At 62.6% G+C, this 22292-nt stretch carries 21 protein-coding genes; 9 read left to right on the top strand and 12 right to left on the bottom strand.

What is annotated here, in order from left to right:
* Positions 1-60 precede the first annotated feature (60 nt).
* Together PW789_RS18495 and PW789_RS18500 are read right to left on the bottom strand one after the other, a co-directional pair.
* The gene (locus PW789_RS18495; protein ID WP_299380372.1) at positions 61-507 is read right to left on the bottom strand and encodes a PQQ-dependent sugar dehydrogenase; all 447 of its coding nucleotides are present in this window, start codon (positions 505-507) and stop codon (positions 61-63) included.
* Positions 508-541: 34 nt separating this feature from the next.
* Positions 542-1285, bottom strand: coding sequence for a PQQ-dependent sugar dehydrogenase (locus tag PW789_RS18500; protein WP_299379532.1), 744 nt, complete (start codon positions 1283-1285; stop codon positions 542-544).
* Positions 1286-1558: 273 nt separating this feature from the next.
* Here PW789_RS18500 and PW789_RS18505 point away from each other — a divergent pair, with 273 nt between their 5' ends.
* Positions 1559-2491, top strand: coding sequence for an extracellular solute-binding protein (locus PW789_RS18505; RefSeq protein WP_299379534.1), 933 nt, complete (start codon positions 1559-1561; stop codon positions 2489-2491).
* A gap of 225 nt (positions 2492-2716) precedes the next feature.
* A complete protein-coding gene (locus PW789_RS18510) occupies positions 2717-3901 on the top strand; it encodes a hypothetical protein (RefSeq protein ID WP_299379536.1) in 1185 nt (394 codons plus the stop codon).
* Positions 3902-3941: 40 nt separating this feature from the next.
* Here the strand turns inward: PW789_RS18510 and PW789_RS18515 are convergent, their stop codons facing one another.
* The 3 genes from PW789_RS18515 to PW789_RS18525 form a co-directional block, all read right to left on the bottom strand.
* A complete protein-coding gene (locus PW789_RS18515) occupies positions 3942-4454 on the bottom strand; it encodes a CcdC family protein (protein WP_299379539.1) in 513 nt (170 codons plus the stop codon).
* A 144-nt stretch (positions 4455-4598) separates the two neighbouring features.
* Positions 4599-5534, bottom strand: a complete 936-nt coding sequence (locus PW789_RS18520) for an intradiol ring-cleavage dioxygenase (protein ID WP_299379541.1) — start codon at positions 5532-5534, stop codon at positions 4599-4601.
* Between the two features lie 118 nt (positions 5535-5652).
* Positions 5653-7482: a glycoside hydrolase family 15 protein gene (locus PW789_RS18525; protein ID WP_299379544.1), complete on the bottom strand. Its 1830-nt coding sequence runs from the start codon at positions 7480-7482 to the stop codon at positions 5653-5655.
* A gap of 159 nt (positions 7483-7641) precedes the next feature.
* Between PW789_RS18525 and PW789_RS18530 the strand changes: the two genes are divergently transcribed.
* The 6 genes from PW789_RS18530 to PW789_RS18555 all read left to right on the top strand — a co-directional run bounded on the left by PW789_RS18530 (position 7642) and on the right by PW789_RS18555 (position 14617).
* Positions 7642-8541: a DNA-formamidopyrimidine glycosylase family protein gene (locus PW789_RS18530; RefSeq protein ID WP_299379547.1), complete on the top strand. Its 900-nt coding sequence runs from the start codon at positions 7642-7644 to the stop codon at positions 8539-8541.
* A 177-nt stretch (positions 8542-8718) separates the two neighbouring features.
* Positions 8719-10596: an aryl-sulfate sulfotransferase gene (locus tag PW789_RS18535; RefSeq protein WP_299379551.1), complete on the top strand. Its 1878-nt coding sequence runs from the start codon at positions 8719-8721 to the stop codon at positions 10594-10596.
* Between the two features lie 175 nt (positions 10597-10771).
* A complete protein-coding gene (locus PW789_RS18540) occupies positions 10772-11989 on the top strand; it encodes a glycosyltransferase (protein ID WP_299379555.1) in 1218 nt (405 codons plus the stop codon).
* Between the two features lie 171 nt (positions 11990-12160).
* Positions 12161-12340, top strand: a complete 180-nt coding sequence (locus PW789_RS18545) for a hypothetical protein (RefSeq protein ID WP_299379559.1) — start codon at positions 12161-12163, stop codon at positions 12338-12340.
* Between the two features lie 112 nt (positions 12341-12452).
* Positions 12453-13670 (top strand): D-alanine--D-alanine ligase family protein, encoded by a 1218-nt coding sequence (locus PW789_RS18550; protein ID WP_299379563.1) that lies wholly within the window; start codon positions 12453-12455, stop codon positions 13668-13670.
* A 320-nt stretch (positions 13671-13990) separates the two neighbouring features.
* Positions 13991-14617 carry an energy transducer TonB gene (locus tag PW789_RS18555; protein ID WP_299379566.1) on the top strand — a complete coding sequence of 209 codons (627 nt, stop codon included), beginning with the start codon at positions 13991-13993 and terminating at the stop codon, positions 14615-14617.
* Positions 14618-14691: 74 nt separating this feature from the next.
* On the opposite strand, the gene PW789_RS18560 is transcribed toward PW789_RS18555, so the two are convergent.
* The 7 genes from PW789_RS18560 to PW789_RS18590 form a co-directional block, all read right to left on the bottom strand.
* The gene (locus PW789_RS18560; RefSeq protein WP_299379569.1) at positions 14692-15930 is read right to left on the bottom strand and encodes a threonine ammonia-lyase; all 1239 of its coding nucleotides are present in this window, start codon (positions 15928-15930) and stop codon (positions 14692-14694) included.
* A 95-nt stretch (positions 15931-16025) separates the two neighbouring features.
* Complete coding sequence (locus PW789_RS18565; protein ID WP_299379572.1) at positions 16026-16895, bottom strand: prephenate dehydrogenase; 870 nt, start codon at positions 16893-16895, stop codon at positions 16026-16028.
* A 12-nt stretch (positions 16896-16907) separates the two neighbouring features.
* The gene (gene aroF, locus PW789_RS18570; RefSeq protein ID WP_299379575.1) at positions 16908-17942 is read right to left on the bottom strand and encodes a 3-deoxy-7-phosphoheptulonate synthase; all 1035 of its coding nucleotides are present in this window, start codon (positions 17940-17942) and stop codon (positions 16908-16910) included.
* A 54-nt stretch (positions 17943-17996) separates the two neighbouring features.
* Positions 17997-18260, bottom strand: coding sequence for a chorismate mutase (pheA, locus tag PW789_RS18575; protein ID WP_299379578.1), 264 nt, complete (start codon positions 18258-18260; stop codon positions 17997-17999).
* A gap of 118 nt (positions 18261-18378) precedes the next feature.
* Positions 18379-19140: a tryptophan synthase subunit alpha gene (trpA, locus tag PW789_RS18580; protein WP_299379582.1), complete on the bottom strand. Its 762-nt coding sequence runs from the start codon at positions 19138-19140 to the stop codon at positions 18379-18381.
* 2 nt (positions 19141-19142) lie between these two features.
* Positions 19143-20387, bottom strand: coding sequence for a tryptophan synthase subunit beta (gene trpB / locus PW789_RS18585; protein ID WP_299380375.1), 1245 nt, complete (start codon positions 20385-20387; stop codon positions 19143-19145).
* A gap of 359 nt (positions 20388-20746) precedes the next feature.
* Entirely contained in the window at positions 20747-21235 is a 489-nt protein-coding gene (locus PW789_RS18590) for an Lrp/AsnC family transcriptional regulator (protein ID WP_299379585.1), read from the bottom strand.
* A gap of 73 nt (positions 21236-21308) precedes the next feature.
* Here PW789_RS18590 and PW789_RS18595 point away from each other — a divergent pair, with 73 nt between their 5' ends.
* Positions 21309-22283, top strand: a complete 975-nt coding sequence (locus PW789_RS18595) for a DMT family transporter (RefSeq protein WP_299379587.1) — start codon at positions 21309-21311, stop codon at positions 22281-22283.
* Positions 22284-22292: the final 9 nt, after the last annotated feature.

Here is a 22292-nt window from a genome sequence, read left to right on the forward strand (position 1 = left end):
AGCCCACCATCGGTTGAGGATGGTGGGCTTCCACGTTCATCACGACAAAGAAGAACAGCCTTACTTCGGTGTCACCCGGAAGACGCCGCCGGTTCGCGAGTCCTCGAGCATCCAGAGCGCACCGTCGGGTGCGACCTCGATGTCGCGGACACGATGGCCGACGTCCCAGCGCTCAGCCGGCTTGGCTCCGCCCTTGCCGTCGAAGACGATGCGGGTGATGCTCATGCTGGCGAGGCCGCCTGCCAGCGCAGAGCCCTTCCACTGCGAAAACATCGAGCCGTTGTAGAAGACGAGATTGCCGGGCGCGATGACCGGCGTCCAGTAGATGACGGGCTTGGTGAGGTCGGAACGGGTGTCGGGGCTGGGGATCGGCACGCCGTTGTAATTGGTGGCGTAGGAGACCAGCGGCCAGCCGTAGTTCTTGCCCGGCTCGATCAGGTTCAGCTCGTCACCACCCTTGGGGCCGTGCTCCAGCTCCCACAAGCGGCCATCGGGAGCGAAGGCCAGGCCGTAGGGCGTGCGGTGGCCGGTCGTCCAGGTCTCAGCCGGGAGTCAGGTTGGGGCCGGGGAAGGTGTAGGTCCTGACCACGGGAGCGGTCTTCGCCGCCTCGGTATCCGCCGGCGGGTCGATGACGGGCACGCTGGCTGCGCCAACCTTACCGGCCATGGGATTGCCCTTCGCGGGCTTGCCGTCGAGCGTCAGACGCAGGATCTTGCCGAGCGGCTGGTTGGGGTCCTGCGCGGGCGTCATGCGCTGCCGGTCGCCGACCGTGAGGTAGAGATACTTGGCGTCGGGAGAGAAGGCGACCTGCGCGCCGAACTGTCCGCCATCGCCGCGCTCGCCATCGCGCCAGATGACCTTGAGGTCTTCGAGGCTCGCGGAGTCCGCGCCGATCTTAAGCTTGGCCTTGGCCAGCGCGAGGCTTGAACCACCGGGTTCGCCCGGCTCGGAGTAGGTGAGGTAGACGCTGTGATCCTTGGCGTAGTGAGGCGAGGTAAAGACCCCCAGCATGCCGCCCTGGCCGCGATAGAGCGAGGCCGGAAGATTGGCGACCGACGTCTTCTCGCCCTTCTGCGTCACCAGCCAGAGACCGCCGACCTTCTCGGTGATCAGCATGCGCCCGTCGGGCAGAAAGGCAATACGCCACGGCAACTTGAGCGTCGTGACCTGGACCATGTTGAACGGCACACTCGCCTCGGGCTTCTCATCACCCGCGTTGATCTGGGCATTCGCCTGCGTCGCCGCCAGGGCAACGAAGAGCCCGGCGATCGCTAACTGTTTCATCTCGTTTTCCTCGATCTGTATTGTTGGTCCGGCGTCAGCAAAAACTTCATTTCACATTTCTCTTGCGTCATGGCGTTGCGACATATGCCGATGGCCATTGCGAGCTTACTGATCTCTTCTTTTGCATTAATGACGAACGAACAGCCCGTTTGGCCGATCGGTAGCCAGGAATTGCGCGCCCACCGCAACGTGAATCCAATGCTACGTGTTCTTTATACAGGGTGGAACTAACATGAGGACAGGCACATGGATCACCTGGAAGGAGTTTGCGGCATGGATTTTCACGCTTTGGACAGGCGGCGGCTGCTGCGTCAGGCTACCCTGCTTGCAATAGGCGCCACGCTTGACGCTTCGCCTGCTGCATTGCTGGCGCAGGAGCTGCATGCGTTGGAGGTGGCCTGCGCGGGATCGATGCGCGCGATGACCGAGGGGCCATTGAAGCTGGCCGCAGCGAAGACACTGAGTCTCGATCTGCGTGCGCATGCGCAGGGAGCCGATGCCGTGGCGCAGTCGATCGTAGACGGCTCGTTGCGGGCAGATGTCTTTCTGCCGATCACCGCCACGCCGATGATGACCGTGCTGCGCGCAGGCAAGGCAGAGACCGCTGTGCCCATCGCGCGAACGGAGATGGTGCTCGTCTATAGCCCGAAGAGCCGGTTCGCCGCGCAGTTCGAAGCTGCAGCCAGGGGTCAGGCCAACTGGTGGGAGATTCTGCAGCAGCCCGGAGTCCGTATCGGACGGTCCGACCCCCGCGCCGATCCCGGCGGACGAAACATTATTTTCATGATGATGCTTGCAGCGAAGAAGTACCGTCAGCCCGACCTGGTGCAGAAGGTACTGGGCGATCCGCTCAATCCGCAACAGGTGGGTAACGGACAGGCGCGTCTGCAGACCGGTGAACTGGATGCCGGCGCCTCGTACAGGATCAGCGCCATCAGCTCGCACCTGCCCTTCATCACCCTGCCTGCGGATGTGAACCTGAGCAGCCTGAATCTACACGCCGAGCATCCCGACCTGCATCTCACATTCGGCGAACGCACCTTCTACCCGGACCCGCTGGCCTTTTATGCCGCTGCGCTGGGAGACGCCATCGACAGGAAGAGTGCCGATGCGTTTGTGCAGTGGCTGCGTGGCAGCGAGGCGCAGAGCCTGTTCCGTGAAAACGGCTTCCAGCCGGCCGATGCAGCTGTCGCACTGCATGCCTGAAGAGCGCTGGAACCACATCGCTTCGTATCGTTGTCTCCAGCAGAGCGAAACAAAATAGGCATCTCCAGCGCGAAACCGCAATGGAAAGACGCTGAAGGCGGTACTGTAACCAGCTCAGTAACGGGGGTTTGCCAATATTGAAGCCCCGTTTGCAGTGCAGTCATTCTCCGTTCACATTTTCCTCGCATACTGCCCCCGAGCGAGCCAGAACAGCTCGGAGGGCCTATGAGTCAGTCCACCGTATCGTATCTGTGGCGTGAGCCCGAGGCGGCCAGGGAATTTACCACCGGCGTCTCCCTGCACAGCCACACCAACCAGTCGCAGGAGACGCTGGACTTTATCGCCGAGCTGTCGCGCGACTGGGGCCTGCTGCAGCCGGTCATGCGCTGGGCCGAGCGCCGTTCGCAGCGCTCCTCCGGCATCATGCCCGACTATGCGCGCAGCTACTGGACACCGCCGCTGACGCCGCGCATCGCCTTCGACCTCGAACGCACGCAGATCGAGAATAAGCTGCAGCTGCCGGCGCTGGTCTCGCTGACCGATCACGACGACATCAACGCGCCGATGCTGCTGCGCTCGGTCAGCTCGGCACGCCACATCCCGGTCTCGGTGGAGTGGACGGTGCCCTTCTACGAGAGCGCCTTCCACATCGGCATCCACAACCTGCCCTCGGCCGATGGCCCGGCGTGGATGGATCGCATGCGCGCCTTCACCGCCATCCCGGTCGCCGAACGCAAGCCGACGCTGCTGCGCGAGATCCTCGCCGAGCTGGACGAGATTCCGCAGGTGATGATCGTCTTCAATCACCCCATCTGGGATCTCTACCGCGTGGGACGCGAGCGCCACATGGTGCTGGTCAATGAATTCCTCGCCGTCTACGGACAGTTCGTCCACGCGCTGGAGCTGAACGGCCTGCGCGACTGGAAGGAGAACCGCGAAGCGACCACGCTGGCCGGCAAGTGGAACCAGCTGGTGATCTCCGGCGGCGACCGCCATGGCATTGAGCCCAACGCCAACGTCAACCTCACCCGCGCCGCCAGCTTCACCGAGTTCGTGCATGAGGTTCGCCGCGAGCGCCAGAGCCACGTGCTCTACATGCCGCAGTACGCCGAGCCGTGGAAGCACCGCATCCTGCAGTCGACGCTCGACGCCATCCGCAACTACCCGCACTTCCCCGAGGGCGCGCAGCGCTGGGACCAGCGCGTCTATCACCCCGACGCCAACGGCGAGATGCGTAAGCTCTCCGACCTGTGGGCGGGAGAGGGCAGGGACAAGCATCCGCCCTCATGGATCGAGGGGATTCTTGCCTGCGTGCGACTCATGGGCGAGGCTCCGCTCTCCGGCACACTGCGCTACGCCTGGGACGACTCGGCCAAGATGCGCGCCGCACTGACCAAGCAGGACGCATAGCAGAATCGGAACGCCGCAGTCTACCGGAAGACGCCTCTCGTCACTTCGAGATCGCTGGGCTCCCTGAAGCTGCGCCGGCTAACCCGGCGTGGGACCGGAACAATTTCTTGTACTCGAAGTACATGCTTGTTCTCCAGGTCACGATCATGCCGAAGGCAAGGATGAAGAACAGCCCGGCGGTCTGCTCCAGCGAGATCATCGTTCCGATGTAATCGCGTGCCAGATACCGGACAGCAGCCAGAACCAGCACGACGAGGAAGAACACCTTCGAGCGACGCACCATGACCGTGTCGCCCTCAAGAATCAAACGCGACGTGCGGATCAGAGGGTACGCCAGCAGAAGCGAGCCCACCAGGAATGCTGCCAGAGCCCATGTCCAGTGAACCCGGAACGCGGGAACGAAGAACATGGAGAATCCGGTTGCCATCCCCACGGGAGGAATAACGATTGTCTTAATCGTTACCGGCCGGCGCCCCTCGCGCAGACGCCATATCAAAACAACGAAGAGACCAAAGACGGCAGCGGCAGCGGATGTACTCGGAGCGAACGACATTACTCTCTATGCTAATAGGCCGCCGCTCTTATCGAAAAACCAGCCTGCGACGGCCGTTGCCACACTTGCTCGAAATGCGAGTAACTATGTGGTTTCAAAGGCATGCTTTCCCCGCTGCATCGCACGCCAACAGCATAGATAACGCTACGACTTCTTCGGCCTGAAGCCTCCGGCTCCGACGGGGGAGGGTGTCGCCGTCGGATCGACCGCGACGATGAGGTTTGCGGAAAGACCTCCACGAACGTGCGATTGCTCGTCGGACGTGACGGTTGCGATGACCTCGTTGCCATGCTGACGGCTGTAGACGCCGTCCTCCACCTGCGTTGTGCGATGGATCTGATGACGGCTGTAGGGCTCGTACTTCATCAGGCCGGTCACCAGATCCTCGGGGAAGAACATCTGCCCGATGTGGGCGGTGTGACCGGCAGCATAGGTCTGCCGTCCATTGCCGTCGTCCGGATGGCCGCCCAGGCGCACCTTGAAGTGAACGTGGTTGGTGCGACCCATGTAGAAGCCGGGCACGATCGTCTCGAAGTGGACCGCGCCTTTCCTGTCGGTGATCTGGATGCCGCGCAGGAAGGTCAGCTTGTCGGTCGGCTTGGGTGCACCTCCCGGAGGCGGCCCAAAGCCGTCCGGCGGAGATCCGGGAGGCGGTCCGGAGTTGTCGCGGGCAAAGTCCGGAGGTGGTCCGCCCGGGCCTTCATGTCCTTCCGGACCACCGGGGCCACCACCACCCGGGCCTCCCATCGGATTGTTGGACGTGTAGCCCGAATAAAGGCCCATCGCATCGCAGTGCCAAAGGTCGATCGCGGCGTGCGGCAGAGGCATGCACGTGCGGCTGTCGAGCACTATCAGGTGAATCGTGAGCGAGACGCCGGGCTTGTCCTCGCGGATGTTGGAACGCAGCATCTCCCCGGCCACGTAGAAGGGGCCCTGCTCCTGCTCCGGTACCAGTTTGCACACTTCGGCGGTACCAGCCAGTCCCAGTGCATGCGCCATGCGTTGAAGCTCCAGCGTTGAGGCGAATGCCAGGCCTGAGGTGACGAATCGTCGCCTGCTGAATCGATCCCAGATGGTCACAGAAATACCTTTCTCTGTAAAAGACGGGATCGACGCGCGCAGGACTACATGGAAATCTCTGCATCCCGCGTTCTCTCCGGCATCGAGTCGCGAGGCGACGGCCATCGGGTGTTTGAAATTATCCCCAGGGCGTACGCCTCTTCTCCGAAAGAGCGCGATCGAGATAGGTGGCCGCGCTGATCAGCGCCAGGTGCGTCAGCGCCTGCGGGAAGTTGCCGAGATGCGTGCCGTTGAGGCCGATCTCCTCGGAGTAGAGCCCGACATGGTTGGCGTAGGAGAGCATCTTCTCAAACAGCAGCCGCGCCTTATCAATCTGGTTGGATCGCGCCAGCGCCTCGATGAACCAGAACGAACACGCGGTGAACGATCCCTCGTCGCCGGTCAGGCCGTCGAGGCATCCCTCGTTGCGATAACGGTAGACCAGCGTATCGACCGTGAGATCCTTCTCAATCGCTGCAAGCGTCGAGAGCCAGCGCGGATCGGTTGGGCTGATGAAACGCACCAGCGGCATCAACAACACTGAAGCATCGAGCGTATCGCTGCCCTTGTACTGCACGAAGGCCTGCAGCTCTTCGTTCCAGAAGTTCCCATGGATGTCCCGCGAGATAGCGTCGCGCGTATCTTCCATCCAACCGAACGGCCCTGCGAACGAACGCTTGTGGCCCAGCCGCACGGCACGATCGAAGGCCACCCAGCACATCAGTCTCGAGTGCAGGAAGTCCTTGCGCCCGCCGCGCACCTCCCAGATGCCCTCATCCTCGCGCTCCCAGTTCTTTGACAGCCACTCCAGCGTGCGCTTGTAGCTCTCCCACTCATCGTGGCTCGAAGCGTCGCCGTACTTGTTCGCAAGGTAGAGCGCGTCCGTGAGTTCGCCATAGATATCGAGCTGCAGCTGGTGATAAGCCGCGTTGCCGATGCGCACCGGCCGCGAGTCCATGTAGCCGCGCAGATGATCGAGCACGATCTCCGGAGTCTCATGGCCACCGTCCATGCGATATAAAACCTGCAGCGGCCCCTGCTCGGAGTTGTAATCCAGCAGCCCATGCAGCCACTGCTGAAAGTGCGTCACCTCTTCGACAAAGCCGAGACGCATCATGGCGTATAGCGTGAAGGCCGAATCGCGCAGCCACGTATAGCGATAGTCCCAGTTGCGCTCGCCGCCGATGTGCTCCGGAAGGCCAAACGTCGGAGCGGCGACGATCGATCCAAACTCGCGATCGGTAAGCAGCTTCAGGAGCAACGCAGAACGGTTGACCATCTCGCGCCAACGCCCTGTGTAGTTCGAACGCGCAATCCACGTGCGCCAGTAATTGGTCGTCTCCTCGAAGACGGTCTTCAGCACGTCTTCATCGAGCGCGCAGCGTGCATCCTCGCAGTCTTCGCCGAAGACGAAGCTCGCTGTCTCGCCTGCCTTCATGCGAAAGCTGTGCGCCACGTCGCCATCGTCTTCGACCGTCAGCGGTATGGTGCTCTGCAGCACCAGCGTGGGCTGGCCTTCGGTGGTCGGCGTGAAGACGATGCATTCCGCATGCTTTTCGACGGTATGACTGCTGCGGGCATAGTCGAAGCGCGGTCTGCACTTCACATGAAACTGAATCTCCCCCTGGATCACCTTCACGTTGCGTACGACCTGGCTGATGGAACGATGGTCGAGCACCGGCATGAAGTCCGTGATCTCGGCGATGCCATCGTCAGAGAGAAAGCGCGTCACCAGCACGTTGGTATCCGGCAGATAGAGCTGCTTGGTGTGGCTGTTGCGAAGGTCCGCCTGCACACAGAAGAAGCCGCCCTTGTCCGGGTCCAGCAGTGCCGCGAAGACAGTCGGAGAATCGAAACGGGGAAAGCAGAAAAAATCGATCGATCCGGTTACGCTCACCAGAGCCACCGTACGCATGTTGCCGATCACGCCGTAGTTTTCAATCGGCTGGTATTCCAGTGTCGTTTCCATAGATAGTCAGATGCTCCAAAGCTCGCTTTGAACTCGTGGAGAAACAGCTTACCGCACAATATTTTGATCGCAGATGTTATCGAAAGATTGTCTCTGCAAAGGCAACGTCTCCTAGGGCAGGACATTTCACACTGATGAAGGCGATAAAATCGGACTCCCATGCCCGAGCTGCCCGACATCGCGGCCTATCTGCACGCACTCGAGCCACGCGTTATGGGGCAACGCCTGCAGCATCTCCGCGTCGCTGGCATCTCTCTTCTACGGACAGCAACGCCTCCCATCTCCGCCGTCGAAGGCCATACCGTTGTTGCGCTGCGCCGCATCGGCAAACGCATCGCCTTCGGCTTCGATAACGGCCTGTGGCTGGTGCTGCACCTGATGATCGCCGGACGCCTGCACTGGAGACCGGCCGATGCGAAGCTCGGCGGCCGCAACAACCTCGCGGCTTTCGACTTCGCCGAAGGCTCGCTCGTGCTCACCGAGGCAGGCAGCAAGCGCCGTGCCGCGCTCTACGTCTTCGACAACGAAGAGGCCATGCTGACCATCGACCCCGGCGGCATCGATGTGTTCTCCATCTCGCTCGACAGGTTCCGTGCCGCGCTCATGCAGGAGAACCGCACGCTCAAGCACGCGCTTACCGATCCGCGCATCCTCAGCGGCATCGGCAACGCCTACTCCGATGAGATTCTCCACAGCGCGCAGCTCTCGCCCATCGCGCAGACACACAAGCTGACGCAGGAACAATGGCAGCGCCTCTACAAGTCCACGCGAGAGACGCTGCAACTCTGGATCGATCGCCTCACAGCCGAAGCCGACGACGCCTTTCCGGAGAAGGTCACGGCCTTCCGCCCCGACATGGCCGTGCATGGCCGCTTCAACCAGCCCTGCCCCATCTGCGGCGAGACGATTCAACGCATCCGCTACGCCGATAACGAGACCAACTACTGCGCCCGCTGCCAGACCGAGGGCAAGGTGCTCGCCGACCGCAGCCTCTCGCGACTGCTCAAAGGCGACTGGCCGCGCACGCTTGACGAGCTGGAGGCACTGAAGCGTCGTTGATGCCTGCCTCCCCTGAAATATTAAAAATGACTCTTCGGTTATAAAAATATCGTTCGTCGTGAACTTCTGAAAATTATTCGGCGTCGGTGCAGCTAGTACCGATGCTCAGAGACCAGGCGCATGGCATCAGCTTGCCGTGTGCGCGGCCCGGTGCTGTCTGTCAGGAGATATGCACCCATGAACGACTTGATCTCTTCCCGCGCAGGCAGGACGCGCTCGTTGTCCATCGGCCTGCTTCTCTCGCTTGCCCTGATGGCGTGCACCAGCTGCAGCAGCGGAAAGGTATCGGTCAGCACCACTGCCTTCGACTTCGGCTCGACGGCAGTCAACACGCGCGTACATCGCGTCGTGGTCACCATCAGCAACAGCACGTCGCTGGATGTCTCCACCAGCCCCAGCGTCTCCGGCGCCATCGAGAGCGCCATCTCACGCAGCGGCTCCTGTGGATCGACCGTCGCTGCGGGCTCGGCCTGCTCCATGGTGTTGACCTTCGCCCCATCCACTGCGGGCTCGCAGACCGGCGCGCTGAACCTGAATCTCACCGGAACGCATCTGCCCGCCACCCAGGCGGTCTCGCTCGCCGGTACCGGCGTGGTGCTGGATGAAGGCGAATCGCTGGTGGTAACGACCAACAATCCACTGGTCGCTCTTTACTCTTTCCACCCAACGTCGCCGGGCGATATGTGGATCGACTTCGGCACCACGACGAGCTACGGCTTTTCGACCAACACCCACGCCACGCCATCCGGCGGTGGCACCGTCAGCATCTATGTCGCGGGTATGCGGGCCAACACGACCTATCACATGCGCGCCTCGGTAAAACTTGCCGACGGCTCGGTCATCACCGATACCGATCACACCTTCACCACAACAAACTTCCCCGCCAATACGTTGCCGACGCTCGCGGTGACCACCAACGGCACACCGCAGCCAGGCGTGGAGCTGGTCGATGTCTCGCTGGGTAAGACCTCGACCTACCTGCAGGCTTACGCCACCGATCTGAGCGGAAATATCATCTGGGGCTATAACTACCCCGACCGCGGCGCCGACACCATCGTGCAGCCGGTCAAGCTAATGCCCAACGGCAACGTCCTTGTCACCGTGTCCTATAACTCTTCCGATCTCGTCGACGGTCCACCTTCAGGGGAGCTTGTCGATGTGCGCGAGATCGATCTCGCCGGAAATCCTGTCCGCGACATCACCGCCGATCAGCTCAACACCCGCCTGGCCAGCGCCGGCTACAACCTGACCATCTACGACATTCATCATGATGTCGAGGTGCTGCCCAACGGCCACTGGGTGCTGATCGCCAACACCATCAAGAACGTCTCGCCCTACGGCAACGTGGTCGGCGATGTCATCATCGACCTCGACACCAACCTGCAGCCGGTGTGGTTGTGGAACGAGTTCGATCACCTCGACGTCTCGCGCCAGCCGACCGACTTTCCCGACTGGACGCACACCAACGCCGTGCTCTATTCCAGGGACGATGGCGACCTGCTCATCTCCATTCGCCACCAGAGCTGGATCATCAAGGTGAACTACGCCAACGGCACGGGGGACGGCAGCATCGTGTGGAAGCTCGGCGAGGGCGGCGACTTTACGCTGACCAACGGCACCGATCCCATCGACTGGTTCTACGGTCAGCACCAGCCGTCGTTCTTCAGCACCGCGACGTCAGGCGTCTTCTCCCTCGCCCTGATGGACAACGGCTATCATCGCGAGGTCAGCTCCAATACCTACTGCGGCACCAATGTGGACTGCTACACCACGGTGCCCATCCTCTCGATCAATGAGAGCGCGAAGACCGCGACCATCGTCTATCGCGACACGCTGCCGACCAGCCAGTACTCCTCCTGGGGCGGCGGCTCCACGCAACTGGCTAACGGCAACCTCGAGTTCGACCTCTGCTCCCAGGACGGCTACAACTCCGAGGTAGACGAGGTGAAGTACTCCGGCGGCAGCATCCAGACCGTATGGACGATGAAGTCGACCGGCACCAACCTCTATCGCGCCAACCGTATCCCGAGTCTCTATCCCGGCGTGCAGTGGTAGTTCGATATTTAGCCCAGCGGTAACTCTGTATTTAGCCCAGTGGTAGCTCTATATTCAGCCTGGTGGTCGTTCTGCATTGAGCCTGGCAGCAGTTCAGCATTGAGCCCAGCGGCGGCCAAACGGCAGCAACCGTGCCGTAACATCGCAGTTCCGCGTTCCGGTGTACCCTAGCCACGTGCGCATCCCACGCGTCGCCTACATGCCGGACTCCTTCCACGAGGTCAACGGCGTCGCACATACCTCGCGCAACTTCGCCGCCTATGCAGAGCGCCACGCGCTTCCCTTTCTCTGCATCCGCGCCGGCACACGCGATCAGCAGTTCGAGCAGCACAACGAGATGCGCACCCTCGAGCTGCGGCGCTCCCGCTTCTCCATCCGCATGGAGAAGGATCTCGACTTCGACCCGCTCTTCTGGCGCTATGCGAACGTCATCCAGCGCGAGCTGGAGCACTTCGCCCCGGACATCATCCACGTCACCGGCCCCAGCGAGCTGGGTATCCTCGGCGCATGGTTCGCCTGGCAGATGGGCATTCCTCTCGCCGCCTCCTGGCACACCAACGTGCACGAATACGCCGCGCGGCGCATGGGCACGATCCTCAACAAACTTGCCACGCGATACGGCGAGGTGATCTCGCAAAAAGTGGAAGACGGCTCGCTGTGGGCGACCACGCGCTTCTACTCGTTCGCCAAGGTGCTCTACGCGCCCAACGACGAGCTCTGCCGCATGCTCGAACACACGACGGGGCGCCCCTGCCACCTGATGCAGCGCGGCGTGGAGACGGAACAGTTCTCCCCCGCGCACCGCACACGTCCCGTTGACGATCCCACGCTGGTCCTCGGCTACGTCGGCCGCCTCTCGGTCGAAAAGAATGTCGCTCTGCTTATCACCGTCGAGCGCGAACTGCTGGCCCGCGGCATCACCGACTTCCGCTTCCTCATCGTTGGCCACGGCGACGAGGAGCCCATGCTGCGCGCCTCCTTGAAGCAGGCCGGCTTCCCCGGAGTGCTGCGCGGAGCCGACCTCGCCCGCGCCTACGCCGACATGGATCTCTTCCTCTTCCCCTCGCACACCGACACCTTCGGCAACGTGGTGCTCGAGGCGCTTTCCAGCGGCGTGCCCGCCATCGTTACCCCCGGCGGCGGTCCCAAGTACATCGTGCGCGACCGGCAGAGGAATCCCGGCGAGCCGGAGACGGGTTGTGTCGCCGACGATGCGGGGTTCGCCGGAGCGATCGCGACCCTCGCAGGCGACCGTACACGACTGGCCGCGATGCGCACCTCCGCCCGCGCCTATGCACTTTCCTGCAGCTGGGATGCGGTCTTCAACCGCGTCTACCAGGGCTATCTCGGGGCGCTGCCCACAGGCAGATTCATAGCTCCCGAGACCCTCTAACCCTCAAAATACGGGCATTCCTGTTGTCAACATGGTAATCATCTGGATTCTCCGCATTCTCCGGAAAACCTATTGACCGGATAGTAACGTCTATAAGGAAAACTATTGCACTTTGGTGCGCATTTCTCTGCACGATTACGATCGGCTATCGTGCAGTTCGGAGAACTTTCTTTGGACACGCAGACCATCCGATACTCCGCCCCAGCGCTCTTTCTGGAGATGCCCGACGCGCTGGATTGTCCGTCCTGTGAAGAAAAGATCGTGACCGACAAACTGGTCCGCCCGCGTTTCGACTACGTCCTCTGCCCGCACTGCAGCGAGGAGTTCATCCCCAACGTCTTCCTGCTGTAAGCGGGAACGTCTTCCTGCTGTAAGCGGGAGACTCAAGGGGTATCCGGTAAGGTTCCATCGGCAGCCGCACGTACAAATCCTCCACCGTCTGCCCCAAACTGAGTACAGGCAGATGAAGAAGAAAAAGTTACGCATTGGCATCCTCTTCGGCGGCCGTTCGGGTGAGCACGAAGTCTCATTGCTCTCCGCCGCCTCCATCCTCAGGGCAATCGACCGCAAGCGGTACGACGTCACCCCTATCGGCATCACCAAGCAGGGCCGCTGGGTCACCTCCGGCGATGCCGAGGCGCTGCTCACCGGCAACTCTGCGCCAGAAAACCCTCTGCTGGCGGGCAATCCCGAGACCACACTTACCGCAGCCGTTATTCGTCGCGGCGAGGCGGTTATCGTACCGCCCGTTCCCGCCGACTCGCTGCAGCCACTCGAGATCTCCGCCTCCGCCGCCATGACACCGGTCAGGCCAGAACTCTCGCTCGACGTCGTCTTCCCCGTCCTGCACGGGACCTTCGGCGAAGATGGCACCATCCAGGGACTCTTCGAGCTGGCCGACATCGCTTATGTCGGCTCCGGCGTCCTCGGCTCCGCCGTCGGCATGGACAAGGTCGCGATGAAGCAGGCCTTCGCCGCCGCAGGCATCCCGCAGACGCCTTACGTCGCCATGCTGCGCTCCGAGTGGCGCGACAGCCCGAAGAAGGCCGTAAAAAAGATTGAAGCCGAACTCAGGTACCCGGTCTTCGTGAAGCCCGCGAACCTCGGCTCCTCCGTCGGCATCAGCAAGGTGCACGACCGCAAGGAGCTGGCCCCCGCGATGGATCTCGCCGCCAGCTTCGACCGCAAGCTCATCATCGAGCAGGGCGTCGGCGGCCCCGGCGCCAAGCCCCGCGAGCTCGAGGTCGCCGTCCTCGGCAACGACAATCCCGAGGCCTCCGTCGTCGGCGAGATCGTCCCCGGCGCCGAGTTCTACGACTACGAGGCCAAGTACCTCTCCGACTCCTCCATCCCCATCATCCCGGCCCGGCTCTCAAAGGCCGAGTCGAACGAGATCCGCCGCATGGCCATCGCCGCCTTCAAGGCCTGCGACTGTGCCGGACTCTCCCGCGTCGACTTCCTGATGGAGCCCGCGCAACCGGCGAAGAAGGGCAAACCCGCCAAGAAGGCGAAGATCTACCTCAACGAGATCAACACCCTGCCGGGCTTCACCTCGATCAGCATGTACCCCAAGCTGTGGGCCGCCACCGGCCTGCCGTACAAGAAGCTGATCGACCGCCTGATCGAACTCGCGCGCGAACGCCACGGCGAGAAGCAGCAGACCAGCTTCAGTCGCAGCTGACAGTCACAACCGCCATCGCTTAGTACCTCCCTCGATACGGATGCGGTGCCCCACGTCTCGCCTCTGAGACGTGGGGCACCCACAAATCCCCTCCCGCCCACCAGATCCACCTCCAAAACCGTGGTCATCCCGGCCGAAGGCGCTTTAGCGCCGCAGTGGAGGGACCTGCTTCTCTACCGAAGAATCGTCTCAGCCACGCAAAGCACCCCATCCCAGCCACCGCTCCGGGAGCCAGAGCAATCGTCCTCGCAACAAACGCAGCGACCAATCGCCGCCCGCACCGTCTAAACTGGCACCAGACGAAGCGCCGGGAGAGGATCATGCCATCCATCGCCACATCCGCGCAGCAGAAGAGCTATCGCGGAACCGCCATCTCTGCCGTGCTCCACCTCGCCGTCTTTGCGATCATCATCCATCAGGCGCGTCACTTCATCGCGCCTGTCCGCCTTCCGGGCACCGCCAACGGCCACAATCTTGTGCTGAGCTATCTTCCCGGCCGCGCGCCCAAGCCAGCCGTCGCACCACCGCCCAAGGCGAAGCCGCTGGAGATCAAGTCGAAGATCGCGTTGAAGCACGAGCCCGACAAGATCGCGCCCACTCAGACCTCGCCTAACCGCACCTCGCCCGAGTCCGATCACCCCGACGCCGCCAGCGGAGCCGACGCCCTTGGCTCCGGCAACATCAGCATCGCGCTGGGCAAGTACTTCCCTCGTCCCAAGCCCGATCTCTCCAGCCTGCCTGACGGCACCAGGGGCGACGTCGTGCTCGACGTCACCATCGACGAGACCGGAAAGATCTCCGACCTCAAGCTGGTCCGCGGCATCGGCCGGCCTGTCGATGAGTTCGTTATCGCCACCGTCCGCCAATGGACCTACACCCCCGCCAACCGCGACGGACAACCCATCGCCAGCGAGCAGGAGCTGCACTTCCACTACGAGAAGGGCTGACGGACGAGCTTCGGCATCGGTCGTAACGCGCTTGCCTGCGACCCGTGCATGGCCGCTGACTTCATGGCCGCAATCTAGACCACCCGCGTGTGCTCGAAGCCGCCCTCGTTCAGCGCCGACAACAGCTCTTCCACCTGCTCGCGCCCGCGAGTCTCCAGCGTGATGTCGATCGTCGTGTTGCCCAGGTTCACACCGTAATAGGCACGGTTGTAGAGCGTGTCGACGATGTTGGCGCGATGCGCCGCGATCAGCCTGGTAAGCTCCGCCAGGGCGCCGGGCTTGTCCAGCAGCGTGATGCGCAGGCGAATCATACGGCCGTCCTGCACCAGGCCGCGTTCGATGATGCGGCTCAGCAGCGTGACGTCAATGTTGCCGCCGCCAATCACCACTGCGGTCCGCGCACCCTGCAACGACGTGCGCTTCTGCAGCAGAGCCGCAAGACCAGCAGCGCCCGCGCCCTCGGCCAGAGTCTTCTCGCGTTCCAGCAGCGTCAGAATCGCCGATGCGATCTCGTCTTCATCCACCGTAACGATCTCATCGACGTAGCGCTCGACGACCGGCAGCGTCACTTCGCCCGAGCGTCGCACCGCGATACCATCCGCGATGGTTGTCGCTGCGGGAATCGTCACCGGATGATGCTCCTCCACCGCGCGCGCCATCGAGGGCAGCCGCGAGGTCTGCACACCCACGACCTTGATCTTCGGGTTCGTCTCCTTCACCGCGCAGGCGATGCCGCCGATCAGGCCGCCGCCGCCGATAGGAACCACCACGGCTTCCAGCCCCTCCACCTGCTCCAGCAGCTCCAGGCCGATCGTTCCCTGCCCCGCCATCACCGCCGGATCATCGAAGGGATGGATGAAGGTCATGTCCTCGGCGGCGCAGATGCGGCGCGCCTCTTCGTAAGCCTCATCGTAGTTGGCGCCGTGCAGCACCACCTCGGCGCCGAAGTTGCGCGTGGAGGTCACCTTCACCAGCGGAGTCTGGATCGGCATCACGATGATGGATCGAATGCCGCGCTTGGTCGCGTGATACGCCACGCCCTGCGCGTGATTGCCCGCGCTCGCAGCCACCACGCCGCGCTTCGCCTGTTCCGGCGTCAGCAGCACAAGACGATTCAGTGCGCCGCGCTCCTTGAAGGCACCCGTCATCTGCAGGTTCTCGAGCTTCAGGTACACCTGCTGGCCCGTAATCGAGGAGAGCATCTGCGAGTACGCACACGGCGAAAGGTAAATGGAGCCGCGGAGCCGCTCCCGCGCGGCCAACACGTCTGCCAGGCTGATGCTCACTTCGCTCTTCAACTCCGTCGCGCCCAAAATACGCTCCTCACAATCACTACCTGCTGAACCACCAACAACCGCGTCATCCCGACCGAAGCGGCGAAGCCGCGCAGTGGAGGGACCTGCTTTTCCTACTGCCGCCGCACACGAAACTTGTTCGCCAGCGAGAACTCCTCGCGCAGCTCCGGCGTGCGCAGATTCTCGCGCACATGCGTCAGCCGCTGCTCCAGCGCCAGCAGCGTATCGGCGATCGGACTGGTATTGGTCATCGCCACATCACGCCACATGCTGTAAGGGCTTGCGCCGAGTCGCGTCGTCTCACGCAGCGCGCGTCCGCCGATCGCCGCAATCTCCGGCGCATCGCCGAAGCGTTCTTCCAGCAGCGCAGCCAGTGCGGTCGAAAGCATCTGCGGCAGGTGGCTCACCCAGGCGCACATCTCATCGTGACGCCCCGGCTCCATGTCGAGCGAGCGCGTGCCGAAGAGGCCCACCCACATGCGCCACTCCTTCTCCATCGGCGTAGGCTCTTCGCTCGCCGGGGTAAACAGCCACATCGCGTTCTGAAACAGCGTCGACTCCGCCAGCATCGCGCCGCCGGACTCCTTGCCCGCCATCGGATGGCCTGCAAGAAAGACAGCGTGCTCGTTGCTGCTGCCGATCGGAAACAGCTTCTCCGCCAGCTCCGTGATCTCGAGCTTCGTCGAGCCGACGTCCGTGATCAGCTGCCCGGCGCCGGTGACGCCCGCCAGCTTCTCCATCCAGTCCTTGATGGCGAGCACCGGCACGGCCAGCACGATCACGTCGGCCTGCCGCGCCAGCTCCAGCGCGCCCCACTCGTTGCCCGCCACGCCGTCCAGCGCGCCCACCGCCGTGGCCGTATTCAGCTCCAGCGAGCTCTGGTCCCAGCCATCGATGCGGCCAGCAAAGCCCGCGGCACGCAGCGCGAGACCGACCGATGCTCCGATCAGCCCCGTTCCGATGATGAGTACGCGCTCGATCACCTGCGTCCTTTCTTAAGCCGGCACCGGCGCGGCCACGGAACGGCCAACGACCGGAGCAAGCTGTCCCAGCTGCTTGATCAGTTTCTCCAGCTGCTCCGGATACATGCTCTGTGCGCCATCGCTCATCGCCTTATCCGGGTTTGGATGCATCTCCATCAACAAACCGTCAGCCCCTGCAGCAACCGCAGCCAACGCCATGGGCGGAACCAGATCGCGGATGCCCACACCATGCGACGGATCGCCCAGCACAGGAAGATGCGTCAGCTTCTTCAGCACCGGGATCGCCGAGATGTCCATCGTGTTGCGTGTCGCCGTCTCGTACGTGCGGATGCCGCGCTCGCACAGCATCAGGTCGTAGTTGCCGCCCGAGAGAATGTACTCGGCGCTCAACAGAACCTCTTCGATGGTGGCCGCGATACCGCGCTTCAGCAGGCAGGGCTTGCGCACATGGCCAAGCTCGCGCAGCAGGTTGAAGTTCTGCATGTTGCGCGCGCCGATCTGGAAGACGTCGATGTACGGCAGCATCACTTCAATCTGCGAGATCTCCATCACCTCGGTGATCACCAGCAGGCCGGTCTCGTCAGCGACCTCGCGCAGCAGCTTCAGGCCTTCCACGCCCATGCCCTGGAAGCTGTACGGCGAGCTGCGCGGCTTGTACGCTCCGCCACGCAGGAACTGTGCGCCAGAGGCGGCAACCTGCCTGGCCGAAAGGAGAATCTGTTCGCGCGACTCCACCGAGCACGGCCCCGCCATGATGACGACCTCGTCGCCACCTACGACCACACCGTTCTTGAACTTGATCTTCGTGCCCTCGGGGCGGAAGCTGCGACCCGCGAGTTTGTACGGCGAGGAGATGCGGTATGCATCGTGCACACCCGTCAGCACCTTGAACTCGGCCACGTCGAAGTGGTCCGGTGTTCCGACGCCGGCAAGAATCGTCTGCGCAGCTCCGGTGGTGCGATGCACGTGGAAGCCAAGCTCCACCATGCGTTCGATTACGGTTTGAATATTCTCTTCGCTTGCTTCGCCCAACATGGCTACGATCATCGTCTTCGCTTCGCTTTCTTCACTCTGGTACTGAAAACCTTCTCAAATCGCGGTCTACTGATCCTTCTTCTGCAGCGTCCGCATCACGTCTATGATCCGCTCATAGATGTTTACGATCTCGCTGTCGGTGAGCGGTCCCTCGTTGACCTTCCGCACCCGCGCAAACACAGTCTCCTCGCGATGCGGTTCGTAAACCGGCAGACCTGCGTTCTGCTTGAGCTTTCCGATCGCCCTTGCCGCTGCGGCACGCTCGTTGATAAGGCGAACGATCTGCTCATCGAGCACGTCGATCTTGTTCCGCCAGTCAGAGATCTCCATCGCTTGTCCTCTTGAAGCAGCCAGGCACCGCCCTGCAACGCCCGCCGCTGAGTTTTCGTGTACGCCCCATGATAAACGGCCACTCTCTGCCGCTCCGATAAGCTACTGAATTCAGGTCTCATGCACGCAGACCCGCGACGAACCTTCCGACTGCCGCCGCGGCCTCCTTCGCATCCGTCTTTTCAATCAACTGCACAATCGCCGAACCGATCACCGCCGCATCGGCAAACTCACCCACGGCCTTTACATGCTCCGCGTTCGACACGCCAAAGCCCACCGCAATCGGCAGCGTCGTAAACTTCTTCAACCGCGTAACGATCTCCGAAGCATCGCTCGTCAGACTCGACTGCGTACCCGTAATCCCCACCCGCGAGATCGCATACACAAACCCCTTCGAGTTCTCCGCAATCGCCTTCAGCCGCACATCCGGCGACGTCGGCGCCGCCAGAAACACCGGCGCTAACGAGTTCGCCTTCATCTCCGCGAGATACTCCCCGGCCTCTTCGACGATCATGTCCGTCAGCAGCACGCCATCCGCGCCCGCCTCCGCCGCCTTCGCCGCAAACTCCTTCATCCCCAGGCGAATCACAGGATTCAGATAGCTGAACAGGATCAACCCCGCCTCAGGCCGAGCCGCGCGAATCTCCTTCGCAATCCCCAGCACATCGGTAAGCCGCGTCCCCTTCGCCACCGCACGCTCACTCGCCCGCTGAATCACCGGGCCATCGGCCAGCGGATCGCTGAACGGCACACCCAGCTCAATCACATCCGCGCCGTTATCAATCGCCGCGAGAGCAATGTCCCGCGTAGTCGCCAGATCAGGATCGCCGGCAGTGAGATAAATAACCAGGCCGGGCTTCTTCTCAAACTTGATCGCCATAACTAAGCCTTGACCTCCGCCTTCGCACCCTTCACATCCAGCTCCTTTGACAAGATCCCCATATCCTTATCGCCGCGCCCGGAAAGATTCACCATCAGCACGGCGTCTTTGCTCATCGTCGGAGCCAGCTTGATCGCCTCGGCCACAGCATGCGCGCTCTCGAGCGCCGGAAGAATCCCCTCCGTCCGCGCCAGCGTCACCACAGCCTTCAACGCCTCGTCATCCGTAGCCGACGTATACGTCGCGCGACCCGAATCATGCAGCATCGCATGCTCCGGCCCCACGCTCGCGTAGTCCAGCCCCGCGCTCACCGAGTGCGTCAGCGCAATCTGCCCCGCATCGTCCTGCAGCACGTAGCTGTACGTCCCCTGCAGCACACCCGGAACACCGCCGCCGATCTTCGCAAACCGCGCCGCATGCTCGCCAATCGCCGAGCCACGCCCGCCAGCCTCAACACCAATCAGCTTCACATCCGCATCGTCGATGAACTCGTAGAACGCGCCGATGGCGTTCGATCCGCCGCCAACACACGCCACGACAGCGGTCGGCAGCTTGCCCTCCTGCTCCAGAATCTGCTGCTTCGCCTCGATGCTGATCACGCGATGAAAGTCCCGCACCATCGTCGGGTAAGGATGCGAGCCCAGCGCCGAGCCCAGGATGTAGAACGTCGTCCGCACATTCGTCACCCAGTCGCGCATCGCCTCGGAGATCGCGTCCTTCAGCGTCGCCGAACCCGCGCTCACGCCGCGCACCTCCGCGCCCAGCAGGCGCATGCGGTAGACATTCAGCTCCTGCCGCCGCATGTCCTCTTCGCCCATGTAGATCACGCAGTCCATGCCCAGCAGGGCGCACACCGTCGCCGTCGCCACGCCATGCTGCCCCGCGCCCGTCTCGGCGATAACGCGCTGCTTGCCCATGCGCTTCGCCAGCAGCCCCTGCCCCAGCGCGTTGTTGATCTTGTGCGCACCCGTATGCAACAGGTCTTCGCGCTTCAAATAAATCTTCGCGCCGCCCAGCTGATCGCTCAGCCGCTTCGCGTAGTACAGCGGCGTAGGCCGGCCGCAGTAGTTGTGCAGCAGGTCGGCCAGTTCGGCCTGAAACGACGCATCGTCCTTGGCCTCGTTATACGCAGCCTCAAGCTCTTCGAGCGCTGCCATCAGCGTCTCCGGCACATACCGCCCGCCGTACACCCCAAACCGCCCCACCGCCGACCTCACCGGGCTGACAGATCCCCCCGGACTCACCATCGCTGCCGTCGTGCTGCTCATACACGCTCCTTACAACGCCTTCTACCGCACAAAACAAAAGCCGCAACCTTATCGGGTCGCGGCTCGTGTGGACTTTGAATCTTGTCTGAACTTCAGCTTGTGCTGCTCAGCTAATCCGTCAGAAGACCCTACTCCGCCGATGCCGCTACCGGATACCAGTAGCGGTCAATAAAGCTAATAAAGCGGCTGGAGTTCGAGATCATCTTGCCCTCAAGCATACATGCGCACCCCGCTGACTGCAACCTGCTTGCTCAATCGAGCCGTCTCCCTCCGAAGAGGTCACATCTCCCTCGCAGCCCAGCATCGCGCCCGACGACCCGCCACCTTCGCTCAACATCTCACGGAATCACAATCGCCGTATCACTCTTCACGCGATCCAGCGCAATCAGCGTCCGAAAGCTCTTCACCAGCTCGTTCTCCGAGAACAGCCGCCGCGTCAGCCCCTCGTAGCTCCGCATGTCCGGCGCAAGAATCAACAGCACGAAGCTGACGCCGCCCGTCACATAGAAGCACTGCTGCACCTCGGCCGTCCCGCGAAACAGCGCCTTCGCGCCATCGACCGTCGCCGCCCGCTCGTCCCACAGCTGCACCTCGACGATCGCCGTAATCGTCGCCGAGACCGCATCGGGATCGACGATCGCGACGTTCCCTGCGATCACCCCGGCCTCCTCCATCGCTGCGACTCGGCGCTGCACCGCGGCGGCCGACAGGTTCACCTCCTCCGCAATCACTCGCTGCGGCGTCTTGTTATCGCGCTGGAGGATCCGAAGGATGGCCCGATTCTGTGGATCGAGCGCAGAGCCAAGATTGTTTGATTTCCTAGGCATAAACGATGATTTGTTGCGTATAACTCCCAAAAATCGAACGCATGGCCCGCATCGTCGAGAATATCCTTCGATCATGACATCCGTCACGTCCCACAGCAGCGCCTCCACCTCCTCCCGGCAGGCCACGCTGACAGGAGTTGCCTGCGGCATGGGAGCAGGCGCGCTATGGGGACTCGTCTTCCTCGCGCCAAAGCTGGCGGCAGAGTTCAGCCCGCTGCTGCTCTGCATCGGACGCTACCTCTGCTTTGGACTCATCGCCGCCGCGCTCGCCGCGCCGCGTCTCCGCTCGCTGCTCGTCCACATCCCACGACGTCAGTGGCTGAACCTGATCTGGCTCTCGCTCGCCGGCAACACCCTCTACTACATCCTTCTATCAGCGGCCGTGCAGACCGGCGGCATTGCGATGACCTCGCTCGTCATCGGCTTTCTGCCCGTCGCCGTCACCATCGTCGGCAGCCGCGACGAAGGCGCAGTCCCTCTCGTCAGACTGCGATTCTCTCTGTTGCTCTGCGGTTTGGGAACCATCTGCATCGGCTGGCAGGCGCTCGCCTCCCCCGCGCCGGGCGGGCGGCAGATCCTCGGCCTGCTCTGTGCCATCGGCGCCCTGGCCTCGTGGACCACCTACGCTGTCGGCAACTCCCGCTGCCTCGCCCAGCTGAAGCAGGTCTCCGCGCACGACTGGAATCTCCTCACCGGAATCGTCACCGGGCTGCAGAGCCTTCTCTTGATCCCTCTCGCGCTTGTCCTCGAGAAGGCACATCACAGCTCGCAGGGTTGGGCGCGATTCGCAGCCGTCTCCCTCGGCGTCGCCGTCCTGGCCTCCATCACCGGAAACTCGCTCTGGAACAGGATGAATCGCCTGTTGCCGCTCACGCTCGTCGGCCAGATGATCCTCTTCGAGACCGTCTTCGCGCTGATCTACGGCTTCCTCTGGGAGCGGCGCCTGCCGACGTTTCTGGAGATCGCAGCCCTTACTCTCGTCGTGATGAGCGTGCTCACCTGCCTCGCCGCCCACCGTCAGCCGGCTATGGCCGAACACAGCGCCTGAGCGAGGAGC

This window comes from Edaphobacter sp. (genome assembly GCF_028283685.1).
Lineage (GTDB): Bacteria > Acidobacteriota > Terriglobia > Terriglobales > Acidobacteriaceae > Edaphobacter.

What these genes read in the sequence shown, in the direction of transcription:
- trpA (WP_299379582.1), bottom strand. Translation starts at nt 19,140, where the DNA reads ATGGCGATCAAGTTTGAGAAGAAGCCCGGCCTGGTTATTTATCTCACT.
- pheA (WP_299379578.1), bottom strand. Translation starts at nt 18,260, where the DNA reads ATGGAGATCTCTGACTGGCGGAACAAGATCGACGTGCTCGATGAGCAG.
- aroF (WP_299379575.1), bottom strand. Translation starts at nt 17,942, where the DNA reads ATGATCGTAGCCATGTTGGGCGAAGCAAGCGAAGAGAATATTCAAACC.
- PW789_RS18535 (WP_299379551.1), top strand. Translation starts at nt 8,719, where the DNA reads ATGAACGACTTGATCTCTTCCCGCGCAGGCAGGACGCGCTCGTTGTCC.
- PW789_RS18525 (WP_299379544.1), bottom strand. Translation starts at nt 7,482, where the DNA reads ATGGAAACGACACTGGAATACCAGCCGATTGAAAACTACGGCGTGATC.
- PW789_RS18505 (WP_299379534.1), top strand. Translation starts at nt 1,559, where the DNA reads ATGGATTTTCACGCTTTGGACAGGCGGCGGCTGCTGCGTCAGGCTACC.
- PW789_RS18590 (WP_299379585.1), bottom strand. Translation starts at nt 21,235, where the DNA reads ATGCCTAGGAAATCAAACAATCTTGGCTCTGCGCTCGATCCACAGAAT.
- PW789_RS18550 (WP_299379563.1), top strand. Translation starts at nt 12,453, where the DNA reads ATGAAGAAGAAAAAGTTACGCATTGGCATCCTCTTCGGCGGCCGTTCG.
- PW789_RS18530 (WP_299379547.1), top strand. Translation starts at nt 7,642, where the DNA reads ATGCCCGAGCTGCCCGACATCGCGGCCTATCTGCACGCACTCGAGCCA.
- PW789_RS18515 (WP_299379539.1), bottom strand. Translation starts at nt 4,454, where the DNA reads ATGTCGTTCGCTCCGAGTACATCCGCTGCCGCTGCCGTCTTTGGTCTC.
- PW789_RS18510 (WP_299379536.1), top strand. Translation starts at nt 2,717, where the DNA reads ATGAGTCAGTCCACCGTATCGTATCTGTGGCGTGAGCCCGAGGCGGCC.
- PW789_RS18500 (WP_299379532.1), bottom strand. Translation starts at nt 1,285, where the DNA reads ATGAAACAGTTAGCGATCGCCGGGCTCTTCGTTGCCCTGGCGGCGACG.
- PW789_RS18595 (WP_299379587.1), top strand. Translation starts at nt 21,309, where the DNA reads ATGACATCCGTCACGTCCCACAGCAGCGCCTCCACCTCCTCCCGGCAG.
- PW789_RS18555 (WP_299379566.1), top strand. Translation starts at nt 13,991, where the DNA reads ATGCCATCCATCGCCACATCCGCGCAGCAGAAGAGCTATCGCGGAACC.
- trpB (WP_299380375.1), bottom strand. Translation starts at nt 20,387, where the DNA reads ATGGTGAGTCCGGGGGGATCTGTCAGCCCGGTGAGGTCGGCGGTGGGG.